Raw genomic sequence first — 17,837 nt, 5'->3', positions numbered from 1 at the left:
CTCATGCCCGTAGACCCCGTTCTGGCGCCGGACCGGGAGAGCCTCACCGCCATGGAGGAGGCCCTGGAGGCGATGATGAGCCGGCTCCGGGAGATCGTGGCCGAGCCGCGGCTGACCCAGGAGACCCTGGTCGAGATCACCTCGATCTACAACAACGTCGCCTACATCTTCCTCTACCTGGAGGCCAACGACGAGTTCGTCGACTTCGAGCGCCTGCTGCCCTGGCGCGACGCCTTCCACAAGGACCCGGAGCTGGACCGGCAGATCCTGGAGAAGCTGCTGCGGATGCGCTGCCCGGACCCGGAGGCGGAGGAGTCCCGGCTCGCCTACGTCGCCCAGCTGAGCGCCAAGCAGGAGCCCGCGGACGTCGCTGCCGAGCAGGAACTCGACGCCCTGCTCACCGAAGCCAAGGGCGTCCTGGACGACGTCCAGCGGGACCAGGCCCGGCTGCTGGAGCGGCTGGGCACGCCCGCCGGCTCGGGCACCCCGTCGGCCGTGTTCTACAAGCTCTCCAGTCAGGTCGGCAGCTCCGCCACCCGCGGCAAACTCGCCCGGGCCTGGCAGGGCGCCCGCGACGCGCACCTGCCGCGACTGCTCGGCCTGATCGACGGGATGATCGAGGCGCGGCGGCGGCAGAGCGCCGCGCAGGACTGTCCCAGCGTGCTCGCGCGAACGTTCACCAAGTGCGCCGTCGAGGAGGCCGAGGTGGCTGCCTTCTTGGAGCGCCACCTGGCACGGGCACTGACCGCTCACACCGAACTGGAGGCAGAAATACGGAAGTTGTGCCCCGCCGCCGGCGACGAGCCGTTCGCCCACTTCGCGCACAGCGTCCGTACGGCGACCGGCGGGGCCAAGCCGCCGATGTTCGACCTCGACGACTGCCTGGACTACATCTTCACCGTCGCCCGGCACATCTTCGGCCTCACCCTGACCCGGCAGGCCACCAGCGCCGCGCAGGTCCTCACCGTCGCCGTCCGCTCAGAGCACGGCGAGGTCGGCCACATCAACTTCGACCTGTGGGACACCGGGAATAAGACGATCGGGGCCAACCACACCAAGGGCATCCGCAACCGCACCGACTGGAGCGGCGTGGTGCAGCGGCCGGTCGCCTACGTCTCCTGCCGGTTCCGGCCGGGAGCCGACGGCGCGGGATGGATCACCTTCCAGAACATGCACAGCCTGTTCCACGAGTTCGGGCACGCCCTGAACCACCTGCTGATCCGCAAGCGGATCTCCAACCGGTCCGGCCTGGAGTACCTGCCCCTGGAACGGCTGGAGCACCTCAGCATGTGGTGCGAGAAGTGGGCGTACCACCCGGACCTGGCCCGCTACCTCTCCCTCACCCCGGCCGCGGAGGAGGGACTGGCCCTGTGCCGGCGCATCAAGATGATCGAGTACCGGCGCACCTACCTGGAGCGAGCCGTGCTGGCCCTGCTGGACTTCGACGTCCACCAGCGCGCCGACGGCGGCCTCGAGGAGTCCTTCCGGCGCCTGGACGAGCGGTTCGGCATCGGCCGCCACTGCACCCTGGGTGACTTCCCCGGTTACTTCACCTGGCCCATGTTCACCGCCAACCCCGGCGCCAACTTCGCCTATCTCTTCGGGGCCGCGGACAGCGCCCAGAAATTCGCCCCCTTCCACCGCACCCCCCTCGCCGCCGTGACGCCCGACCAGGCACCCGAACTGTTCCTGCCGTGCTTCGACTTCGACGCACCCACCCCCCGCCCGGACAGCGAGGCCCTGTTCGCCTTCTACGACACCGCCCGCCTCCACGACGGCGCCGGGCCCGCGACGCCGGCCGCGGCCCGCGGCGCCCAGCACCCGGGAGCAGACTCGTGACGACGATCCCGCACGGCTACATCCGCGCCGTACTCGGCCCCCGCGAGGAGGTGCTCGACGGCATCCTGCGGCGCTCCCTGCTCGACGACCGACTGCCGACCATCCAGGTCGACGACAACGCGGGCCGCGTCCTGCAACTCCTCACCCTGCTGCGCCGGCCCCGGCACGTGCTGGAGATCGGGACGCTGTTCGGCTACTCCACCATCCACCTGGCCCGCGGCCTGCCCGAGGGCGGCCGGGTGACCACCCTGGAGATCGACCCGCGGGCCGCCGAGGCCGCCCGCCGCAACCTGCGCACGGCCGGGGTCGAGGACCGGGTGGACATCGTCGTCGGCGACGCCTGCGCCTACCTGAAGACCGTCCCGCCGGAGAGCGTCGGCTTGGTCTTCATCGACGCCGACAAGAAGTCGTACCCCGACTACCTCCGGCTGTGCTACCCGCTGCTGGAACCCGGTGGCGTGCTGATCGCCGACGACGCCTTCGCCCAGGGCGACTTCACCGCCGAGCGCACCGAGGGGTCCGACAAGGACCGCGAGGCGAAGGCCATCCACCGTTACAACCGCGCGGTCGGGCGCAGTGCCCGGCTGTTCTCCGCATTCGTCGGGACCCAGAGTGGTCTCCTGGTGAGCGTCAAGGAAGAAACATGGCCCAGCACGCCCTCGTCACCGGAAGCAGCCACGGCCTCGGCGCCCACCTGGCCGCCCGGCTCGCCGCCGACGGCTGGAAGGTGACCGGTCTCGGACGCCGCCCCGCGTCCGAGACCCCCGGGACGCCCGGCGTCGACCACCTCCAGGCCGATCTGTCCCGCCTCGAGACCCTGGAGCGGATCACGGACCGACTCGGTGAGGCACCCGACCTGATCGTCCATAACGCCGTCAGCTATCCGCCCCGCCCCGCCCACGAGCTGTCCCTGGCCGAGCTGGAGGACGTCTTCCGGGTCAACGCCCTCGCCCCCTACCGGCTGACCTTGGACCTGCTGGCCGCCACCCCCGACACCCGGTTCACCTCGGTCGTCGTCATCAATTCGGAGTCCATGTTCCACGCCGACCGCGACTCCGGCGCGTACGCGGCGAGCAAGGCGGCGCTGCGCGTGCTGACCGGCTCCCTCGCCGACGCCTGCCGCTCCCGCAACGCCGCCGTCGCCACCCTGCTGCTGGGCCCGCTGGCCGACCCGGACAAGGTGGCGCAGCTCCAGCGGGTCGCCGCCCGCCGCGGCGTCGACGAGGCCGAGATCACCCGGGTGTTCCTGCGCAAGTCCAACCCGGACCTGGTCATCGAGGAGCTGATCGACTTCGACGCCTGCTACCGCAGCGTCCAGTACCTCGCGGGCCTTGGGCGAGCGGCCAACGGCATGCTGTGCCGGCTCGACGGCGGCTCCGCCGGCTCGCTGATCTGAGCCGGCGGAGCGAGGAGCGCCGTATGTCCAAGGTGACGTACCGTCTGCTAGGCCGTACGGGGCTGAAGGTGTCGAACATCGCCCTCGGCGTGGCCACCTTCGGCTCGCAGTGGGGGCCGCGCTGGACCATGTCGGCCGCCGAGGCCGACGCGCTGCTCGGCGTCGCCCTCGACCACGGCATCAACTTCTTCGACACCGCGAACGTCTACAACCGCGGCGAGAGCGAGACCTGGCTCGGCCGTGCGCTGCGCAACCGGTCCGCGCGGCACCAGGTGGTGATCGCCACCAAGTGCGGGTACCGTACGGACCCGCGGGACGTGAACTCCGGCGGGTGCAGCCGCCGCAACGTCGTCGCGTCCGTCGAACGGTCGCTGCGCCGCCTCGGCACCGACCACATCGACCTGCTCTACCTGCATCTGTGGGACGGCGTCACCCCGGTCGAGGAGAGTCTGGCCGCGGCGGCGGACCTGGTCTCCGCCGGGAAGATCCGCTACGTCGGGCTGAGCAACGTGCCGGGCTGGTACGCCGGTCAGGCCGAGGCCGTCGCCCGGTGGCGGGGCTGGCCCGTCCCGGCGGCGGTCCAGCTCAACTACAGCGCGCTGGAGCGGACTATCGAGCACGAGTTCTTCCCGTTCACCGCGGCCACCGGCGTCGGCCTGGTCGCCTGGGGGCCGCTCGCCAACGGCTTGCTGACCGGCCGCTACCGAGTCGACCTGGAGGAGCGGCGGATCACCGGCGACGGGCGGGTGACGCAGACCTTCACCACCGGCGACGTCGACCCGTTCCGCCCGGTGGTGCCCCGCGTCATCGCGTGCCTGGCCGACCTGGCCGCGCGCAGGGGGCGTACGCCCGGACAGCTGGCCCTGGCCTGGATCCTGAGCAAGCCGGAGATCACCAGCGTGGCCGTGGGCGTCTCCTGCGGCGACCAGCTCCTGGAGAACCTGGCCGCGCTGGACGTCTCGCTGCCGCCGGAGGACCTCGCCCGGATCGATGAGGCGAGCGCGCAGCCGACCCCGTACCCGTACACCTTCCTCGCCGACGACATCCAGGCGCTGGTCCATGGCCCCGAGCAGCTGAGGGCAGCGCGGCCCATGACTCCGTAAAACCGGTATGACGCTGAGGTTGAAAGGGTGGGGTGACAGGGGGCGTTGGCGGTGCTACATCCTCGACTCGGTTACGGCGGCGGCGACGATCGGATGCAGCTCCTCCTCCGTCGCACCAGCCTCCTGGAGCTGGAGGATCTGGGCGGCGTAGGTGGGCGGGGTCGCGGTGCTGAGGAACCGCTGACGGCCGTCGTCCGAACTGCCGCTCGCCGTGAACCCGAAGTAGGCGGTGCACTCCACCCACATCCCTCCCGAGGTGGCCGCGCCCTCCCGTGCCTGGGCCCTGACCTGCGGTTTCCCTGCCTACGGATCGGATCGGCGCGGTGCAGGACGAGTTCAACCCGGCTGTCGGCCAGTGCCCAGCCCTGCCCGGCGTCGCCGAGCGCTGGCCCCACCTTGTCGGGCGCACCTATTTCAACACCGGGATGCTGTGGGTCCCCGCGCCGATGCTCGCCCCCATGCGGACCGGGGTCCAGCGGGCCCTGGTCCGCGGGCGGCAGCACATCAAGCACAACGACCAGTGCGCCCTGAACTTTTGGTTGCTGTCCTCCGGGGCCGCGCACCCGGTCGGGCCGGTGTTCAACCGGTTCGAGGTGGACCGGTTCCCCCAGCGGGGGGACTGGGTCCGCCGGGTCCTCCGCCGCCCAGTCACCCGCCGGGACGGGCACGTGGTGCACTTCGTCGGGGGCCAGAAGCCGTGGATGCGCTCGTGCCCCGGCACGGAGGACGTTCATGCCTACCGGCAGCAGATGTACCGCACGCTGCGGCACCTGACCGGGGCAGGTGCACTGTGACTGGCGGAACAGTCCTGGCAGTAGAGAGGGCCTGCAGGGAACTGGCCGGGTCGGCTCCGGCGGAGACGGTCCGCGTCCGCAGCGGACCGAAATCGGCCGTCTACCGGGTCCACTTTTTCACCCGGCACCGACACGCGGCCCGGGTGTGACGGTCGAGCAGGTGGCCACGGACTTCGGTGTCCACCCGATGACGTTGTGGAAGTGGATGCGTCGGGCGGACATCGATGACGGGTCCAAGCCCGGAACGTCCGGACAGGAGAGCGCGGAACTGCGAGAAGCGCGTCGGCGGATCAAGCTGCTGGAGCAGGAGAACGAGGTTCTGCGTCGGGCTGCGGCTTATCTGTCGCAGGCGCATCTGTCGGGAAAAGGATCTACCCGCTCGTGAAGGAGCTGGCCGGGGACGGGGTGCCCGTCACGGTGACGTGCCGGGTCTTGAAGCTCGCCAGGCAGCCCTACTACCGCTGGCTCGACCAGCCGGTGGGCGAAGCCGTGCTCGAGGAGGCGTATCGCGCGAACGCGTTGTTCGGTGCCCACCGTGAGGACCCGGAGTTCGGCTACCGCTTCCTGGCCGATGAGGCCCGCAGCAGCGGGGCCTCCATGGCGGACCGGACCGCGTGGCGGATCTGCCGGGACAACCGCTGGTGGAGCGTGTTCGGCAAGAAGCGCGGCCGGGGCAAGATGGCCGGCCCGCCGGTGCACGACGATCTCGTCCGTCGTGACTTCACCGCGGCCGGCCCGAACCGGCTGTGGCTCGCCGACATCACCGAACACGCCACCGGTGACGGCAAGCTGTATCTCTGCCCGATCAAGGATGTCTTCAGCGACAGGCTCGTGGTATCCACACGCTTCCAGAACTCACTCGACGACGAAGCCAGCCACGCCTCTCCCGGCTGCCGGATCTTCGGTCTTGCTCCTCGAAGTGGTCGGCGAATCCACCCACGCGCCTCGCCGATCGGAGTTCTGACGGCGGCGGCCGAACCCCCGGGGTCACCCGAACGCCCTGTCCGCATTCATCTGGAGCTGGCACTTGTTCCCTCACAGGGGTTGCCGCTGCCACTTGGCCGTATCCCCTTCCTGCTGTCCTCGTTGGTTTTCGCGGTGGCACCCCGGTTCTCCAGGTGCCGCCTTGACCGTTCAGGTGCGAGGAAGGTGTGCCGATGGCCGAAGCCAGACTGCAGGTCATCGCGGGTGGGGCTGTCCCGCAGGGGCCGCTGACGACGGATCCGTGGCAGTTCCAGATTGCGTGTGTCGACGCGTTCGTTGCCTCGTGGAGGGCCCGCGGGTTCAGCCCTGTGACCATCGACAACGACATCGGGCAGCTGGAGCGGACCCTCAAAGCACTGGGCCGGCCCGCGTGGGAGGTGACGCCCGAGGACATCGACCGCGTAGTGGGCGACCTGGCGGTCCAGGGCCGCAAGACGTCCACCCGGCGCGAGTACGGGCAGATCTTCAAAGGTTTCCACCGGTTCCTGCAGGCCCGCAAGGCGGCCGAGATCGAGGCATCGTTCGGCGTCCGTCTGGTCTGCCCGATCGACGAATTCAACGCCTCCCGTCACGTCGGCGACGATTCCCCGGCCCTGCTGCCGCCGCCGACGCCGGAACGGGTGAGTGAGTTTTTCGACTTCATGAAGCAGCGGATCGCGACCGCGAGGAAGTACGGGCCGGCGGCCCGTGACTATGCGATGTTCCGGACGCTGTATCACGCCGGGCTCCGCTCCGAGGAGGCATCGCTGCTGGAGAAGCCGGACCTGCACTTCACCCGTGGACCGTTCGGCAAACTCCACGTCCGCTTCGGCAAGGGCGCCCATACTTCCGGACCGCGGCCGCGGTGGGTGCCGATGCTCGATGGCCTCGATCTGGTGCTGCGATGGTTCCTGGAGGACGTTCGGCCCAAGTTTCCTGACTCGCCCGTGCTCTTCGCCGACGAGTCCGGTGGCAGCCTCCATCGCGGGACCATTCGCAACCGCCTGCGCTATCTGATGGAACTCGAAGGCCGCCCAGCAGCCGAGAGGTTCAGCCCGCATGCCCTGAGAAGAGCGTGTGCGACCCACAACTACGAACGCGGTGTCGACCTGGTGGCGATCCAGCAAATGCTCGGTCACTGGACGGTCAGCTCGACCATGCGATATGTCCGGCCCTCGGCGACCTTCATTGAGGATGCCTATCAGCGTGCTGTCGCCAGCACTCTGGCCGAGCTGAGCGGAAAGGACACCACGGCATGAAGATCCAATGGCGGCTGCGGATGGCCGCCGCCCAGCGCGACGTGTGGACCGGCACCGAACTACGGCGACTGCTGGCCGAGAAGGCCGGCCTGGAGCTGTCCTCGGCATCGGTGTCCGCCCTGTTCACCAAGGAGCCCTCCCAGGTGAAGATGACCACGCTGGCCGCATTGTGCACCGCACTGGAATGCACCCCCAACGACCTGATCGAGGTCGACACCACCCCGGTCGAGCGTCCGATCACACCCCCTCGCCCAGTCGCCGACCTGCCGCAGGCCGTCTCGGCCCGGGGCCGGTCGATGCCGCCCCTGTGACGGCGGGCCGCGATGGGTAAGAAGCAACGGGACTGCGTCACCTGCGGCGGACCCGTCGGATATCTCGACCGCCAGCACTGCTGCCTGTGCTGGCGCCGTATGAAGGAGGCAGCCGCCAAGGCCTCTTGCCCCTCCTGCGGTCTCGACCGTGTGCTGCAGAACGACACCGGCCGGTGCATCACCTGTTCGCGCGTCTGCAAGGAATGCGGTCACCCGGTCCGGTCACCGAAGAACCAGTTGTGCCGGGAATGCCGACGCAAGGCTGGCCAGCTGGCTGGCCAGCGGACATGCCCGCGCTGCGGAAAGCTGGGCTATCTGCGCGAGAAGACCGGCTGGTGCGGTCACTGTTCACGGCCCCGGCCGGTGAAGAAGCCGCCGAGTATCTGCCGCGAATGCGGGCAGCTGCGGCGGCATTCCGGGCTGGGGCTGTGCTCGGCCTGCTGGCAAAAGCACCCCAGTCGCCCCTTCATCCGCGGTGAACATCTTCGGGAACGACTCGCCGACCCGCCTGGATGGCTCGCCGATTTCGTCGCCCAGATTGCTGCCCGCCACTGCGTCGCCAGAGCCTGTGGCTTCATCACTGAACTGGAGCGGCTCCTGGAGGGCGAGTACTCGAACTCGCCTCGGTCCCTGCTGGAGCGGTCCCGCAGGCCCGGACGGTCCATGGGCTCTTTCGCCCGTGCACTCGAGGACTTCTTCACCCTTCGTGGCCTGGCCCTGCCCACCGACCAGGCCGATCAACTCGCCGCGGGCCGACGTCGCCGCCGGGTCGAGGCCGTGCCCGAACCCCTGCGACCGGCCGTTGCGGCGTTTGACATCTCCCGGATGCGAGCCCAGGACCGAGCCCGTCGGGCCGGCACCCGGCCCCGCAGCAACCACACCTTGGAAGCCGCCCTGGCCACTCTGCGGGACCTTGCCATCTTCCTGATCAACGAGCGCGACAAGGACGGCTGGTCCATCGTCGACGTGCACGACGTTGAAGCCTTCCTGGCCGTCCTGCCTCGGGCCCGCAAGCGGCGACTGACCGTGCTGCGGCAGTTCTTCCGCTTCGCGCGGGCTCAGAAGCTGGTACTGGTCGACCCGACTCGCGGCCTGGTCGTGAAGGAGGCGAAAGGCTTCCGGGGCCAGACTCTCACCCTCGACCAGCAGCGCGAGCTGTTCCGCCGCTGGACGACCGAAGAGCACGTTCACCCCCACGAGCCGCTGGTGGGCATGCTCGCCCTGTTGCACGGCGCCTCCAGTTCGGAGGTCCGGTTACTCCAGATCGCCGAAGTCGACCATTTCGCCCAGAGAGTCCGCCTCGGCAAACGCCCCCACCCCGTCCCTCTGGACCCTGCCTCCTGGACGGTGCTGCAGCGATGCCTGGCCCACCGTGACGCCTGGCCGACCGAGAACCCGCACGTCCTGGTCACCAAAGGGACAAAGGCCGGGCGGAGCCCGGCCTCAACTGCCTATCTCTCCCACATTCTTGACGACTGTGGCTTCCCGCCCCGGGTGATCCGCAGCACCCGGCTGGTCGACCTGGTGAACACCCTGGATCCCAAACTCGTCGCCGCCTCGTTCGGCATGGACCCGCAGGCCGCCCTGATCTATCTCGCCGACCACGTCGACGAGGGCCGATTGCCAGCCCTGTGACGAATGGCCCGGCTAGCGAAGACTCAGCCCGCCCGGCAGCTCTTCTTCGATGATCTCGACCAGCCAATCGAAGACGGTCGGGCCACGTCCGGCACGGGCCTCTGCGAGCCGGGCTCCCATGCTGGCCTTGTGCGTCGGATGACATCGCCCGAGCATCTGCTCAAGCTGACGCGCGGTCTCGGGGTGTCCGAGATTCTGACGGGAGGCTTCGTGGTCACGCCACTCGATCAGATAGTCGCCGTCGTCCGGTGTCCCGAAGCCGCCGCGGAGGCAGTCAGCGAAGGCATCGAGGTTCCGGCCGAAGTAACCGCCGCAGCCGATGCTCGCGCCGGCGACCCGCCAAAAGTCCTCCAGCGTCCTGACCTGGCTGCCGTCCAACACGTATCTCACTGTCACAGCCCGCAGAGTACGTCCAGCCTGGCGGTCTGCCTATTCGTTTTGAACCCGTGCTGTTCAGGCAGCACCTCGCACGGGTTCGCCGGAACATGTGCGCTTTGCTGAAGGTCTTGTTCGAGGTCAGGATGATCGAGCCCTTTGCGTAGCGCTTTGAGATTACCTGGAAGACCAGGTTGCCTCCGCGCGTTCGAGGGGCTGGTAGCCCACCTCGTCGACCACGAGAACGGTCGGCCGGAGGTAGCTGCCGAGTTTGCTGGTCAGCCGTCCGGCGGCCTCGGTCTTGAGGTTGTGGACCATGTCGTCGAGGCTGGTGAAGTAGATCGAGTAGCCGGCCCGGCAGGCCGCGACCTGCCGGCCTGGGAGCGGGCATGGTGGTTCGGCATGTCGGCGGCCACCCAGCTTGATCCTGAGGGCACGTCCAACCGGGGCCTGTGGCGGACGGCGGGGGGCCGGTATGTCTTCGCGTGGGGTTACGAGATGTGGGAGACGACGCCGGAGCGGGCTTGGGCACGCGTCTACCGGCAGGGGAAGGACCCGAGCGGAGAACCGGGTGAGGGCCCCCCAGGAGATCTTGCACTGCTGTACGAGCTAGGACGTTTCGTCCAGCAGGCCCGGACCGCGTGGGATCCCTCCCGTGCGGAAGAAGGCCCGCCGCCCACCCGGGAGGAAGCGGCGGCGCACGTTGACGGACTGCGTCAGCTCATGGAGTTCATCAAGGTGCAAGTACTGCGAGACCTGCGAAGCCACCGCAGGGAAGCTGCCTGGCGGGTCCAGGCCTTTCACAAGACCCAGACCGAGGCCGCCCGCTTCATGCAGCTCGACAAAAGCACGTGGACAGCCCTGCTCACCCCGCCCAAAAGGTAGATGGCCCCGGCCCACAAGGGGCAGCACGGCCGCCCCGGGGCCAGGTCCACCCGGATAGGCTGAGTGCAGCCTGCGCCGATATGGCGTGCGCGGGTGAGGCCCGGTGCCCAGCATGCTGGGAGCAGTACCACCGGGCCGCCTACACCTTCAGCACGCGCTCCAAGCCGGCGCGGACGACGTCCCCGGTCGTCGTCACCTGCGCCGCGCTGCGGGCGCGTTCGGCGAGCGCCTCGGCCGACGCCGAGCACCGTCCCGCAGCGGGGCCGGGGCCCCATCGGTCAGTCCAGGCCTGGAGGGCCCGGACGTAGGGCTGGTTGGTCCAGTAGCCCCCCTCGTCAGCGGCACCCACAGCACCTCGGGCAGTGAGGCCACCAGCCGGCCCGTCAGCCCCGCACCGGCGAAGGGTCCTGTCCCGCCCAGCGTCTGCCCGGACTTCGGGGCGTCGGCCGGGACGGGCTCCCCCTCCTTCACCAGCCCGCGGTGCTCCAGCTCGGCCCGCAGCCCCGGCGCCAGCACGAGCGCCCGCGTCGGGCGGTGCAGCCCGGACTCCCGCCGCTCATGACGTCCCGCCCGGATCCGGGCCTGCCCAACCCGGCGCTCAGCGCCTCGGAGAAGGGCCAAGCCTTCACGCTCAGCCTCCTCGCGCAGCCACTCCTCCTGTGCGTCCTGGTGCTGCTGCACGAGGGCGTCCAGGCGCTCCAGGGCAGCGGGGTGGACGGCGAGAACCATGGTGTGCGGCACCCGCCCATCATCCCCGACCCCGGCCACACCCCCTCACCGCCTGCCGCGCAGGCCGTCTGCCTTTCTATATAGATACTTGCCAACGATGAGGTGATGGAGTCTCAATTGCCTTACCAACACCACCCGCGACGTGATCAGGGAGCCATCGGGGCGGCCAAGCAGCTCATCGAGGCGACCGCGAAGACGGCGCTTCGGGGGCTGGGAGTGGCGGTGGACAAGAAGCCGGATGTCCCCGTGCTGGTCGCCATCCTGCACAAGGAGCTGCGACTCGACGCAGCCTCTGCGCCGGACGGGCCGGATGGGAGCAAGGCCATCAAGAAGATCCTTTCCGGGCGGTCAGCATCGCCGTCGGAGTGGCCGAGCTCCGCAACCAGGGTTTCGGCAGCGGGCACGGGCAGGCAAGCGCGCCGTCCGGCCTTGGTACTCGCCATGCCCGCCTGACCGTCAATGCGGCGGTTACGTGGTGCGAACTCATCCTCGACACCCTGGCCGACCCGGCAGCGCCCTGGCGCAAGGCTGGGCTGGCACCCGGGCCGTCCCCTACCCAAATCCCGCGTCCTGGGGGAAGCCGGTAATGTTCAGCGGCATGGCGTTCTACGGTGGCTGGCAGCAGCCGTCCGCGAGGAGGAGCCGATGAGCGCCCAACCCGACCAAACCCGCGCACCAGCGGCCCCCTACGCGCCCGCGCCCGGGGCGCCGGCCGAACTCCTTACTCAGTTGCGAGCCGACCGGCGGGCGCAGACGTGGGTGCCGGCGTTCGAGCGGGACTGGGCCAAGGCCCTGGATGATGCCCGCCATGCCTTCAGCCTCACCCCGCTGCACGAGGTGGTGCGGGCCTGGCAGCTACGGGTCGCGGCAGCCCCGGCCGTCGACGCCTTCATGGACTCCGGCCGTGACGAGTCCGAGTTCGTGGACCTGGGCGACGTCCTCGGTGGCCGCGGGTGAGCGATCAGCTGTGGGCGGTGCGCCTGTCCCCGCAGGCAGCGAAGACGATAGCCGAGCTTCCCGAGTCCGCCCGGGAGATGGTCCGCGACGTCCTTGACATCGCGGTGCGCTCCCCGTGGGGGTGGCCGCAATGGAACGCTGGCGATCCGGAGGGGGAGGACGTCCGAGCCGCGTCCGTCGGGCAGCTGTCCGTCGTCTACGTGGTCAACAACATCACGCGGCGCTTGTCCGTCCTGGGCATCGTCTGGTTGGGCTAAGTCACAGCGGGGGTAGGTGTGGAGGCGGTTGTTGGTGCCGTCGTGGTGGTCGGCGGTGGGGTCGTCGAACCAGTAGTCGCCGGCGGCGAGGTAGCGGAAGGAGTGGCTGGTGTGTGCGGGCAGGGTGACGCTGGCGGCGCGGGTGCCGTCGCCTCGTGCCTGGAGGGGGTGGGCGGCGGGGTTCCAGTGGTTGAAGTCTCCGACGACGCTGACCGGTCCTTCGGGGGTGTCCTCGGGGAGGACGAAGGTGACTTGGGTCCGGCTGCCCTGCCGCTTGCGTTCGAGCACGGGGGATCTCCATCCGTGATGAGTCGTCGGGGTGCGGGAAGTCTGGCCCGTGCCACTGTCCGCCCCCGTGGCGCACGGCCGCGGGCTGCATGGTGCTCACCCGGCTGGGCCTGTCGTCCTCAGGCAGGCGTGGCAGGTTGCGGGGCGCGGCCGGGGTGGCTTTGTCCGGCCGGGCCCCGCCTTGCGTGGACCTCGCCCTGTCACCGTGACACGCCCGTGCCCGGCCTGCCCGGGCACTTCGGCCAATCAGGGGAATCACGCTGCGCACCCGCCTCGCCCACCGCGGCAGCCGGGGGCGCTGCGTCACGTGTCGGTGAAGGGGGAAGAGCTTTTCGGCGCCGCCGGGCAGAGCCTCCGACCAATACGGATTTGTCGGTTCCGGTCTGCTGAGCCGGGCCCGGGGTCGGCAAGGGCCGCCGTCCTCGGCAGGCGCGGGCGAGGTGCCGGGCGAGTCCCGTTGGGTGCGGGTGGGGCGGCGGTGCCAGGCGGCGTGTGAGGCCGGCCAAAGCGGCGGCGCGGCCGGTGAGCCTTCGGATGTGGCAAAGGGGCGTGCCCTTGCCGTGCTATTCGCGGTTGTGGCTGGCGGCGGTGATGACGGCGATGAGGACGAGGAGGCTGACGGTGAGGGTGATGATCTGTTCGGGGCTCCAGCCCTGCTGAAGGGCGAGGACGACGATCGCAACAACGACGTAGGGCCAGTTACGGCGCGGGGGCGTGCTGGGAGAGGTCATGACGGATCTCCAAATCTTTGGATGGGATGGAGACCCACCGTTGCGGGTGACACAGGCGTCCGCTTCGGCTGATCAGCGTTTGCGCAGGTCACTGACCAAAATGACGGGACACCTGGTGAGGTGTCCTGCGGGACAGCTCTGTTCAAGGGGGCGGTATGGCAGGGAAACCGCACAGCAAGCTGAAAGGGCGGACGGCTGAGGCCAACGCCCTCGCGGTGTGGCTGCGTGATGTCACGAGGGCAAGGAGCCTGCGGCAGCTGGAGGAGGAGGCGAAGGCGGCGGGCTCTCCGTTCACCAGGTCATCGTGGGGCGAGGTCCTCACAGGCGGCCGCCTGCCGACCAAGAAGCTGATCGAGGCAGTGGTGAGCCGCTACGTCACGACGGGCCGGGCGGAACGGCTCAAGGACGGCCTGGAGCTGCTGGAAGCGGCCGAGCAAGCTCAGCATGCTCTCGGGGACGGGGCGCTGCCCTCCGCTACTCCGGCAGGGGCACGGCTGAGTCCGATGGCGCAGGCGTACAAGGACCTGGCCGACGCCCAGAAGAAGCACGCCGAGGCCTTGCAGAAGCTGCAGCAGTCCGAGGGCCAGCGCCGGGCCCTGGAGCAGACGGTGTCCATGCTGCGCGCGGAGTGCACCAGGCTGGAAGTCGAGCTGGAGCAGGCGAAGGAAGGACGGGGTGAGCTGGAGCGGGAGCTGGAGCAGCTGCGCGAGTTCCGCGACCGGGCCGGCGGCCAGCTGGAACATGCCCGCCGACTGGTTGGGAAGGCTTTCACGGTTCAGACGGCTGCTATGCAGAAGGTGATTCGGGACGAAGCGGCGGTGCGGGCGCTGGGCGGGCAGGTAGCGGATACCGGGGTAACCGTGTTCACCGGAGAGCAGAGACTGCCTGACGTGAACGAACTCGCGCAGTTCCTGACCGACGCCGGCGAGGGGCTCGAAGCCCAGGAATCGGCGCTTGACGAGCTGGGCGAGGAGTTCGGCCTCAAACCTCCAATCGATGCCGTCACCGCGGCGTCCGGTCCGCGGGTTGTCCCGGGACAACTGGTGGACGAGCACGACCGGCCCACTGTCCCGGGTGTCCCGGGACACCGGCAGGACAGCAAGGACAGGCAGGACAACCCCGTGAACAGCGAAAACGTGGACTCCGAGCAGAAGGACAAGCAACCGCTCCTGCACCTGCTGGACTCCGCGCGTACCACTACGGACGTGGCGCGGGCGTTCGAGTACTTGGAGGAACGCGAGGGCACATCGACCCAGCTGTCGGCGGCCGAGCTGGCTGCCCGAGCCTTCGGTGAAACGCCGGATGCCGCCCAGCACTGGGCGGTACAGGTGTTGAGGATGGGCAGGGGCATGCCCATGATCTGGGAGCACCTCGACGCCCTGCTCACGGTCCTGGACCCCACCATGGACGAATCCTTGGCCTTCGAGCGCGCCTACGAGCGGGTGGAGAAGGCCTACTTTCTGCCCCAGTCCAGGGTGCCGGCAGAAACGCCGCCATCCTCCCCAAGTACCCGCCCCTCCGCGGCCGCCGTTCCCGACACGCCTGCCGAGGCCGCGACGGTCGGCTTCAGCAGGGCGGCACTGGTTGTGGGCACCATCGTTGTCAGCGTCACCTTGATCATTATCGGGCAGCTCCAACGTGCCGGGGAGGACCTGACGGCCGCCGGACGGTGGTTCACCGGCATCGGCCTCGGCTTCTTCGTCATGTCCGCTCCCCTTGCCTTCCTGGTCACCAGGGGCAAAGCAAGGCACAAGCCCGCCGATCCAGGCGACACGGACGACCAGACATACGGCTACCCCCCGATGGTGTGATCAGGGCCGCGGACTGGTACGAGGCATCCGTGATCGCCAGCAGGCCGAGAATCACGCCCGTCTGGGCCCGAGTGAGCGCTCCGAGCGGCTCGTGGCCACATGCTGATGACGGCGGGGGCCAGGAGACGGCGGAGATGCATGTCGAGCTGGTGCCACTCAGCTGAATGGGGACCGGAAGGCCTCCGGAACTGATCCGGCAACCCGCCGGGCGCCGCAGGCGCGGCGGCATCCCTGGCGGGGGTCACCGGTGCCCGAACGGCGCCGGGTCACTCAGCTTGGCGCTTGCCGACCGGGTTTTGGGGGCCGCGCAAGCTGCACCCCTTCCACCCGTTGTTCCACTGGCCCGGGACGGCGACTGCACCGACGGTTCGTCTCAAGGCCCGGTAGCGGCAACGCGAAGGGCCCGTGTCCGGGGACACGGGCCCTGATGCTCTGTGATGTGCGTCACTAAGACGTCGTTTCATTTGGTGAGGCGGCGGTGGCAGATGAGGGCCGCGGCTATGCCGACGAAGGCGAGGAAGTGTTCAGCCTTGCGTTCGTATCGTCGGTGCAGTCGGCGGCAGCCGGCGAGCCAGGACACGGTCCGTTCGACGACCCATCGGTGGCGGCCGAGCCGCTGCGAGGACTCGATGCCCTTGCGTGCAATGCGGTGGCGGATGCCGCGCTTGCGCAGCCATCGGCGCAGGTGGTCGTAGTCGTAGCCCTTGTCGCCGTGCAGTTTCGCCGGCCGTCGCCTGCGGGGGCCACGCCGGGACCGGATCGGCGGGATGCCCCGCACGAGCGGCTCGAGTCCGAGGCTGTCGTGCATGTTCGCGCCCGAGATGCCCAGCGAGAGCGGCAGTCCGTTCCGGTCGGTGATCAGGTGGATTTTCGATCCGGGCTTGCCGCGGTCGGTCGGATTCGGTCCCGTCAGTGGCCCCCCTTTGCGGCCCGCATGCTGACGGAATCGATCGAGCACCGCGACCAGTCGAGCTCACCGCGGGCGCCGAGTTCGTCGAGGATGACGCGGTGGAGCCGGGCCCAGACCCGGGCCCGGCTCCACTGGGCGAAGCGTCGGTAGACCGTCTGCCAGCTTGGGCCGAACACCGGCGGAAGCTGCCGCCAGGTGCAGCCCGACGTCGCCACGAAAATGATCGCCGCCAGTGTCTCGCGATCACCCGCCCTGCGCCGGCCCCCGCCCTGGGGGCGTATCACCTCCGTCGGCGGCACCACTCGCCGGAACAACACCCACAACTCATCCGGCACCAGCCGCTCAACCAAATCCGTCATGCACGATTCAACGAACGATCACGCCATAAGAAACGGCGTCTAAGTAGGGGCCAGGTCTGCTGCGAACAGATGGCCCCGCAAACCGTCCGGGCTATGGGAGCGGCTTCGGGGATACCTATCGACCCTTCGCGGGGCCTTGGCGTTAGATTCGGACGACCTCGGACAGCACCGGATGATCTTTCAGACAGTTGGGGGGCGTCGTGGCCTTGACGTGCTACTTGCCCCGGACCAAGCGCGGAAACTACGGATGGCTGCGGACGCTGTCGGACACCGTTGCGGACACCCTCGGCCACTTTCGGGTGGGTTCGGAGGGAGCGACGGGCCACTAGGCCATTTTGCTCCAGGTGCAGAGTCGTTTCTCCCCCTCCGGAGGGCTGATTCCTCTTAGGTGGGGCGAGCTTCCGTCCCCAAAGGCTGCGTTGTGCAACGAGACCAGGGAGCTGCATGCTGAAAGCGCGGTCGCCGATCGGCCGCAGAGGCCCTGCGCACCGTGGGAGTGGCTTCATGTTTTGGGTTCCCGCACCGGGAGGCGGCTGGGTGCTTCAGAAACCGGTTCTCCAGGGCTGCGTGATTGTTGCTGACAATCCCCGTGGGTTCGTTTTCACGAACTCTCTCCGCGCGCTCACTGCTGTTTCCGCGGTCCTCGCGCCGATGTGGCTGTGCGTGTACGGCCACGGGATCGAAGTGGTCGGTGCCATGTTCGCCCCCCTGCTCATCAAGGCGATCTCGAACCCGGCCAAGCAGATGGCGCACGCCCTCAGCAAGGCATCTCGCGCCTGCCTATGCGGCGGTGACTCCTGATGTCGGCCCTGCTGCACGACCTCCGGCAGAGGAAGGACCTCAACTTTCAGCAGCTCGCGCACCTGTCTGATGTGTCGGCACCGACTATTCATCGGTGGGAGAGGGGCCTTGGGTCCCCGAAGCCCGAGGCCCTCCAACGGGTGCTGCTGGTGTTGGAAGCCACGCCGGAGGAACGCCGACAGGTTCGAGACTTCTTCAAGGGCCGGCGAACCCAGGCTTCTGAGGCCCTGAGTAGTCGTGCCGAGCAGCACGACAACCGAGTCATGATCCTAGGGATGCTGACGGGCGGGAGGCCGGACCCGACACCGATCACCACACCGGTGGAACTCGCCGAGGCTCTTAGACGCCGTTTCTTATGGCGTGGTCGTTCGTTGAATCGTGCATGACGGATTTGGTTGAGCGGCTGGTGCCGGATGAGTTGTGGGTGTTGTTCC

At 68.9% G+C, this 17,837-nt stretch carries 23 protein-coding genes and 1 pseudogene; 18 read left to right on the top strand and 6 right to left on the bottom strand.

Annotated features, from left to right (window positions below; all coding sequences use genetic code 11):
* Nucleotides 1-3: 3 nt before the first annotated feature.
* Genes ACIPK4_RS38430 through ACIPK4_RS38415 form a run of 4 tightly spaced genes read left to right on the top strand, consistent with a single transcriptional unit; the run spans nt 4 to nt 4,338 of the window.
* The gene (locus ACIPK4_RS38430; protein WP_402322175.1) at nt 4-1,839 is read left to right on the top strand and encodes a M3 family metallopeptidase; all 1,836 of its coding nucleotides are present in this window, start codon (nt 4-6) and stop codon (nt 1,837-1,839) included.
* Nucleotides 1,836-2,570 carry an O-methyltransferase gene (locus ACIPK4_RS38425; RefSeq protein ID WP_402322172.1) on the top strand — a complete coding sequence of 245 codons (735 nt, stop codon included), beginning with the start codon at nt 1,836-1,838 and terminating at the stop codon, nt 2,568-2,570. Before ACIPK4_RS38430 ends, ACIPK4_RS38425 begins: the two co-directional genes overlap by 4 nt.
* Entirely contained in the window at nt 2,483-3,235 is a 753-nt protein-coding gene (locus ACIPK4_RS38420) for an SDR family NAD(P)-dependent oxidoreductase (protein ID WP_402322169.1), read from the top strand. Before ACIPK4_RS38425 ends, ACIPK4_RS38420 begins: the two co-directional genes overlap by 88 nt.
* Before the next feature lie 23 nt (nt 3,236-3,258).
* Nucleotides 3,259-4,338, top strand: coding sequence for an aldo/keto reductase (locus ACIPK4_RS38415; RefSeq protein ID WP_402322167.1), 1,080 nt, complete (start codon nt 3,259-3,261; stop codon nt 4,336-4,338).
* A 54-nt stretch (nt 4,339-4,392) separates the two neighbouring features.
* On the opposite strand, the gene ACIPK4_RS38410 is transcribed toward ACIPK4_RS38415, so the two are convergent.
* Nucleotides 4,393-4,578, bottom strand: a complete 186-nt coding sequence (locus ACIPK4_RS38410) for a hypothetical protein (protein ID WP_402322164.1) — start codon at nt 4,576-4,578, stop codon at nt 4,393-4,395.
* Nucleotides 4,579-4,661: 83 nt separating this feature from the next.
* Here ACIPK4_RS38410 and ACIPK4_RS38405 point away from each other — a divergent pair, with 83 nt between their 5' ends.
* The 6 genes from ACIPK4_RS38405 (at nt 4,662) to ACIPK4_RS38380 (ending at nt 9,300) form a co-directional block, all read left to right on the top strand.
* Nucleotides 4,662-5,132, top strand: coding sequence for a hypothetical protein (locus ACIPK4_RS38405; protein WP_402322161.1), 471 nt, complete (start codon nt 4,662-4,664; stop codon nt 5,130-5,132).
* Between the two features lie 145 nt (nt 5,133-5,277).
* Nucleotides 5,278-5,517: a transposase gene (locus ACIPK4_RS38400; protein ID WP_402322158.1), complete on the top strand. Its 240-nt coding sequence runs from the start codon at nt 5,278-5,280 to the stop codon at nt 5,515-5,517.
* On the top strand, nt 5,514-6,347 hold the full coding sequence (locus ACIPK4_RS38395; protein ID WP_402322156.1) for a hypothetical protein: 834 nt from the start codon (nt 5,514-5,516) through the stop codon (nt 6,345-6,347). The genes ACIPK4_RS38400 and ACIPK4_RS38395 overlap by 4 nt, the downstream gene beginning before the upstream one ends.
* Complete coding sequence (locus ACIPK4_RS38390; RefSeq protein WP_402322154.1) at nt 6,290-7,354, top strand: tyrosine-type recombinase/integrase; 1,065 nt, start codon at nt 6,290-6,292, stop codon at nt 7,352-7,354. The genes ACIPK4_RS38395 and ACIPK4_RS38390 overlap by 58 nt, the downstream gene beginning before the upstream one ends.
* Nucleotides 7,351-7,665: a helix-turn-helix domain-containing protein gene (locus ACIPK4_RS38385; protein WP_402322152.1), complete on the top strand. Its 315-nt coding sequence runs from the start codon at nt 7,351-7,353 to the stop codon at nt 7,663-7,665. The genes ACIPK4_RS38390 and ACIPK4_RS38385 overlap by 4 nt, the downstream gene beginning before the upstream one ends.
* Before the next feature lie 12 nt (nt 7,666-7,677).
* Nucleotides 7,678-9,300: an integrase gene (locus ACIPK4_RS38380; RefSeq protein WP_402322150.1), complete on the top strand. Its 1,623-nt coding sequence runs from the start codon at nt 7,678-7,680 to the stop codon at nt 9,298-9,300.
* A gap of 12 nt (nt 9,301-9,312) precedes the next feature.
* Here the strand turns inward: ACIPK4_RS38380 and ACIPK4_RS38375 are convergent, their stop codons facing one another.
* Together ACIPK4_RS38375 and ACIPK4_RS38370 are read right to left on the bottom strand one after the other, a co-directional pair.
* Entirely contained in the window at nt 9,313-9,696 is a 384-nt protein-coding gene (locus tag ACIPK4_RS38375) for a barstar family protein (protein WP_402322147.1), read from the bottom strand.
* A gap of 97 nt (nt 9,697-9,793) precedes the next feature.
* Nucleotides 9,794-10,044, bottom strand: a pseudogene (locus ACIPK4_RS38370) (ATP-binding protein); the annotation flags it as partial.
* On the opposite strand from ACIPK4_RS38370, the gene ACIPK4_RS38365 reads away from it, so the two are divergent.
* Complete coding sequence (locus ACIPK4_RS38365; RefSeq protein WP_402322144.1) at nt 9,985-10,560, top strand: hypothetical protein; 576 nt, start codon at nt 9,985-9,987, stop codon at nt 10,558-10,560. The pseudogene ACIPK4_RS38370 and the gene ACIPK4_RS38365 sit on opposite strands and share 60 nt — an antisense overlap.
* 139 nt (nt 10,561-10,699) lie before the next feature.
* Here ACIPK4_RS38365 and ACIPK4_RS38360 read toward each other — a convergent pair whose 3' ends face one another.
* On the bottom strand, nt 10,700-10,909 hold the full coding sequence (locus tag ACIPK4_RS38360) for a hypothetical protein (protein WP_402322141.1): 210 nt from the start codon (nt 10,907-10,909) through the stop codon (nt 10,700-10,702).
* A gap of 485 nt (nt 10,910-11,394) precedes the next feature.
* Here ACIPK4_RS38360 and ACIPK4_RS38355 point away from each other — a divergent pair, with 485 nt between their 5' ends.
* Genes ACIPK4_RS38355 through ACIPK4_RS38340 form a run of 4 tightly spaced genes read left to right on the top strand, consistent with a single transcriptional unit; the run spans nt 11,395 to nt 12,503 of the window.
* Nucleotides 11,395-11,742 (top strand): hypothetical protein, encoded by a 348-nt coding sequence (locus ACIPK4_RS38355; protein ID WP_402322225.1) that lies wholly within the window; start codon nt 11,395-11,397, stop codon nt 11,740-11,742.
* Nucleotides 11,655-11,876: an abortive infection family protein gene (locus ACIPK4_RS38350; protein ID WP_402322139.1), complete on the top strand. Its 222-nt coding sequence runs from the start codon at nt 11,655-11,657 to the stop codon at nt 11,874-11,876. Before ACIPK4_RS38355 ends, ACIPK4_RS38350 begins: the two co-directional genes overlap by 88 nt.
* Nucleotides 11,877-11,934: 58 nt before the next feature.
* On the top strand, nt 11,935-12,246 hold the full coding sequence (locus tag ACIPK4_RS38345) for a DUF6247 family protein (protein WP_402322136.1): 312 nt from the start codon (nt 11,935-11,937) through the stop codon (nt 12,244-12,246).
* A complete protein-coding gene (locus ACIPK4_RS38340) occupies nt 12,243-12,503 on the top strand; it encodes a hypothetical protein (RefSeq protein WP_402322134.1) in 261 nt (86 codons plus the stop codon). Before ACIPK4_RS38345 ends, ACIPK4_RS38340 begins: the two co-directional genes overlap by 4 nt.
* Before the next feature lie 851 nt (nt 12,504-13,354).
* Here the strand turns inward: ACIPK4_RS38340 and ACIPK4_RS38335 are convergent.
* Nucleotides 13,355-13,522, bottom strand: a complete 168-nt coding sequence (locus ACIPK4_RS38335) for a hypothetical protein (RefSeq protein ID WP_402322131.1) — start codon at nt 13,520-13,522, stop codon at nt 13,355-13,357.
* Between the two features lie 155 nt (nt 13,523-13,677).
* Here ACIPK4_RS38335 and ACIPK4_RS38330 point away from each other — a divergent pair, with 155 nt between their 5' ends.
* Nucleotides 13,678-15,333, top strand: coding sequence for a hypothetical protein (locus ACIPK4_RS38330; protein WP_402322128.1), 1,656 nt, complete (start codon nt 13,678-13,680; stop codon nt 15,331-15,333).
* A 460-nt stretch (nt 15,334-15,793) separates the two neighbouring features.
* On the opposite strand, the gene ACIPK4_RS38325 is transcribed toward ACIPK4_RS38330, so the two are convergent.
* Nucleotides 15,794-16,602, bottom strand: a protein-coding gene (locus ACIPK4_RS38325; RefSeq protein ID WP_402322125.1) for an IS5 family transposase whose coding sequence is annotated in 2 segments (ribosomal slippage) — nt 15,794-16,245 and nt 16,245-16,602 — 810 coding nt in all. Because the reading frame shifts where the segments join, the coding sequence is not laid out codon by codon here.
* A 537-nt stretch (nt 16,603-17,139) separates the two neighbouring features.
* Between ACIPK4_RS38325 and ACIPK4_RS38320 the strand changes: the two genes are divergently transcribed.
* Both ACIPK4_RS38320 and ACIPK4_RS38315 read left to right on the top strand, forming a co-directional pair.
* Nucleotides 17,140-17,403 (top strand): hypothetical protein, encoded by a 264-nt coding sequence (locus ACIPK4_RS38320; RefSeq protein ID WP_402322122.1) that lies wholly within the window; start codon nt 17,140-17,142, stop codon nt 17,401-17,403.
* Nucleotides 17,403-17,789, top strand: a complete 387-nt coding sequence (locus ACIPK4_RS38315) for a helix-turn-helix domain-containing protein (protein ID WP_402322120.1) — start codon at nt 17,403-17,405, stop codon at nt 17,787-17,789. The genes ACIPK4_RS38320 and ACIPK4_RS38315 overlap by 1 nt, the downstream gene beginning before the upstream one ends.
* The last annotated feature ends 48 nt before the right edge of the window (nt 17,790-17,837 follow it).

The organism is Streptomyces sp. NPDC086989 (genome assembly GCF_044745505.1).
In the GTDB taxonomy this organism is placed as follows: Bacteria; Actinomycetota; Actinomycetes; order Streptomycetales; family Streptomycetaceae; genus Streptomyces.
Note: the sequence above shows the minus strand (reverse complement) of the source record. Positions and strands in the feature narration are given on the sequence as shown.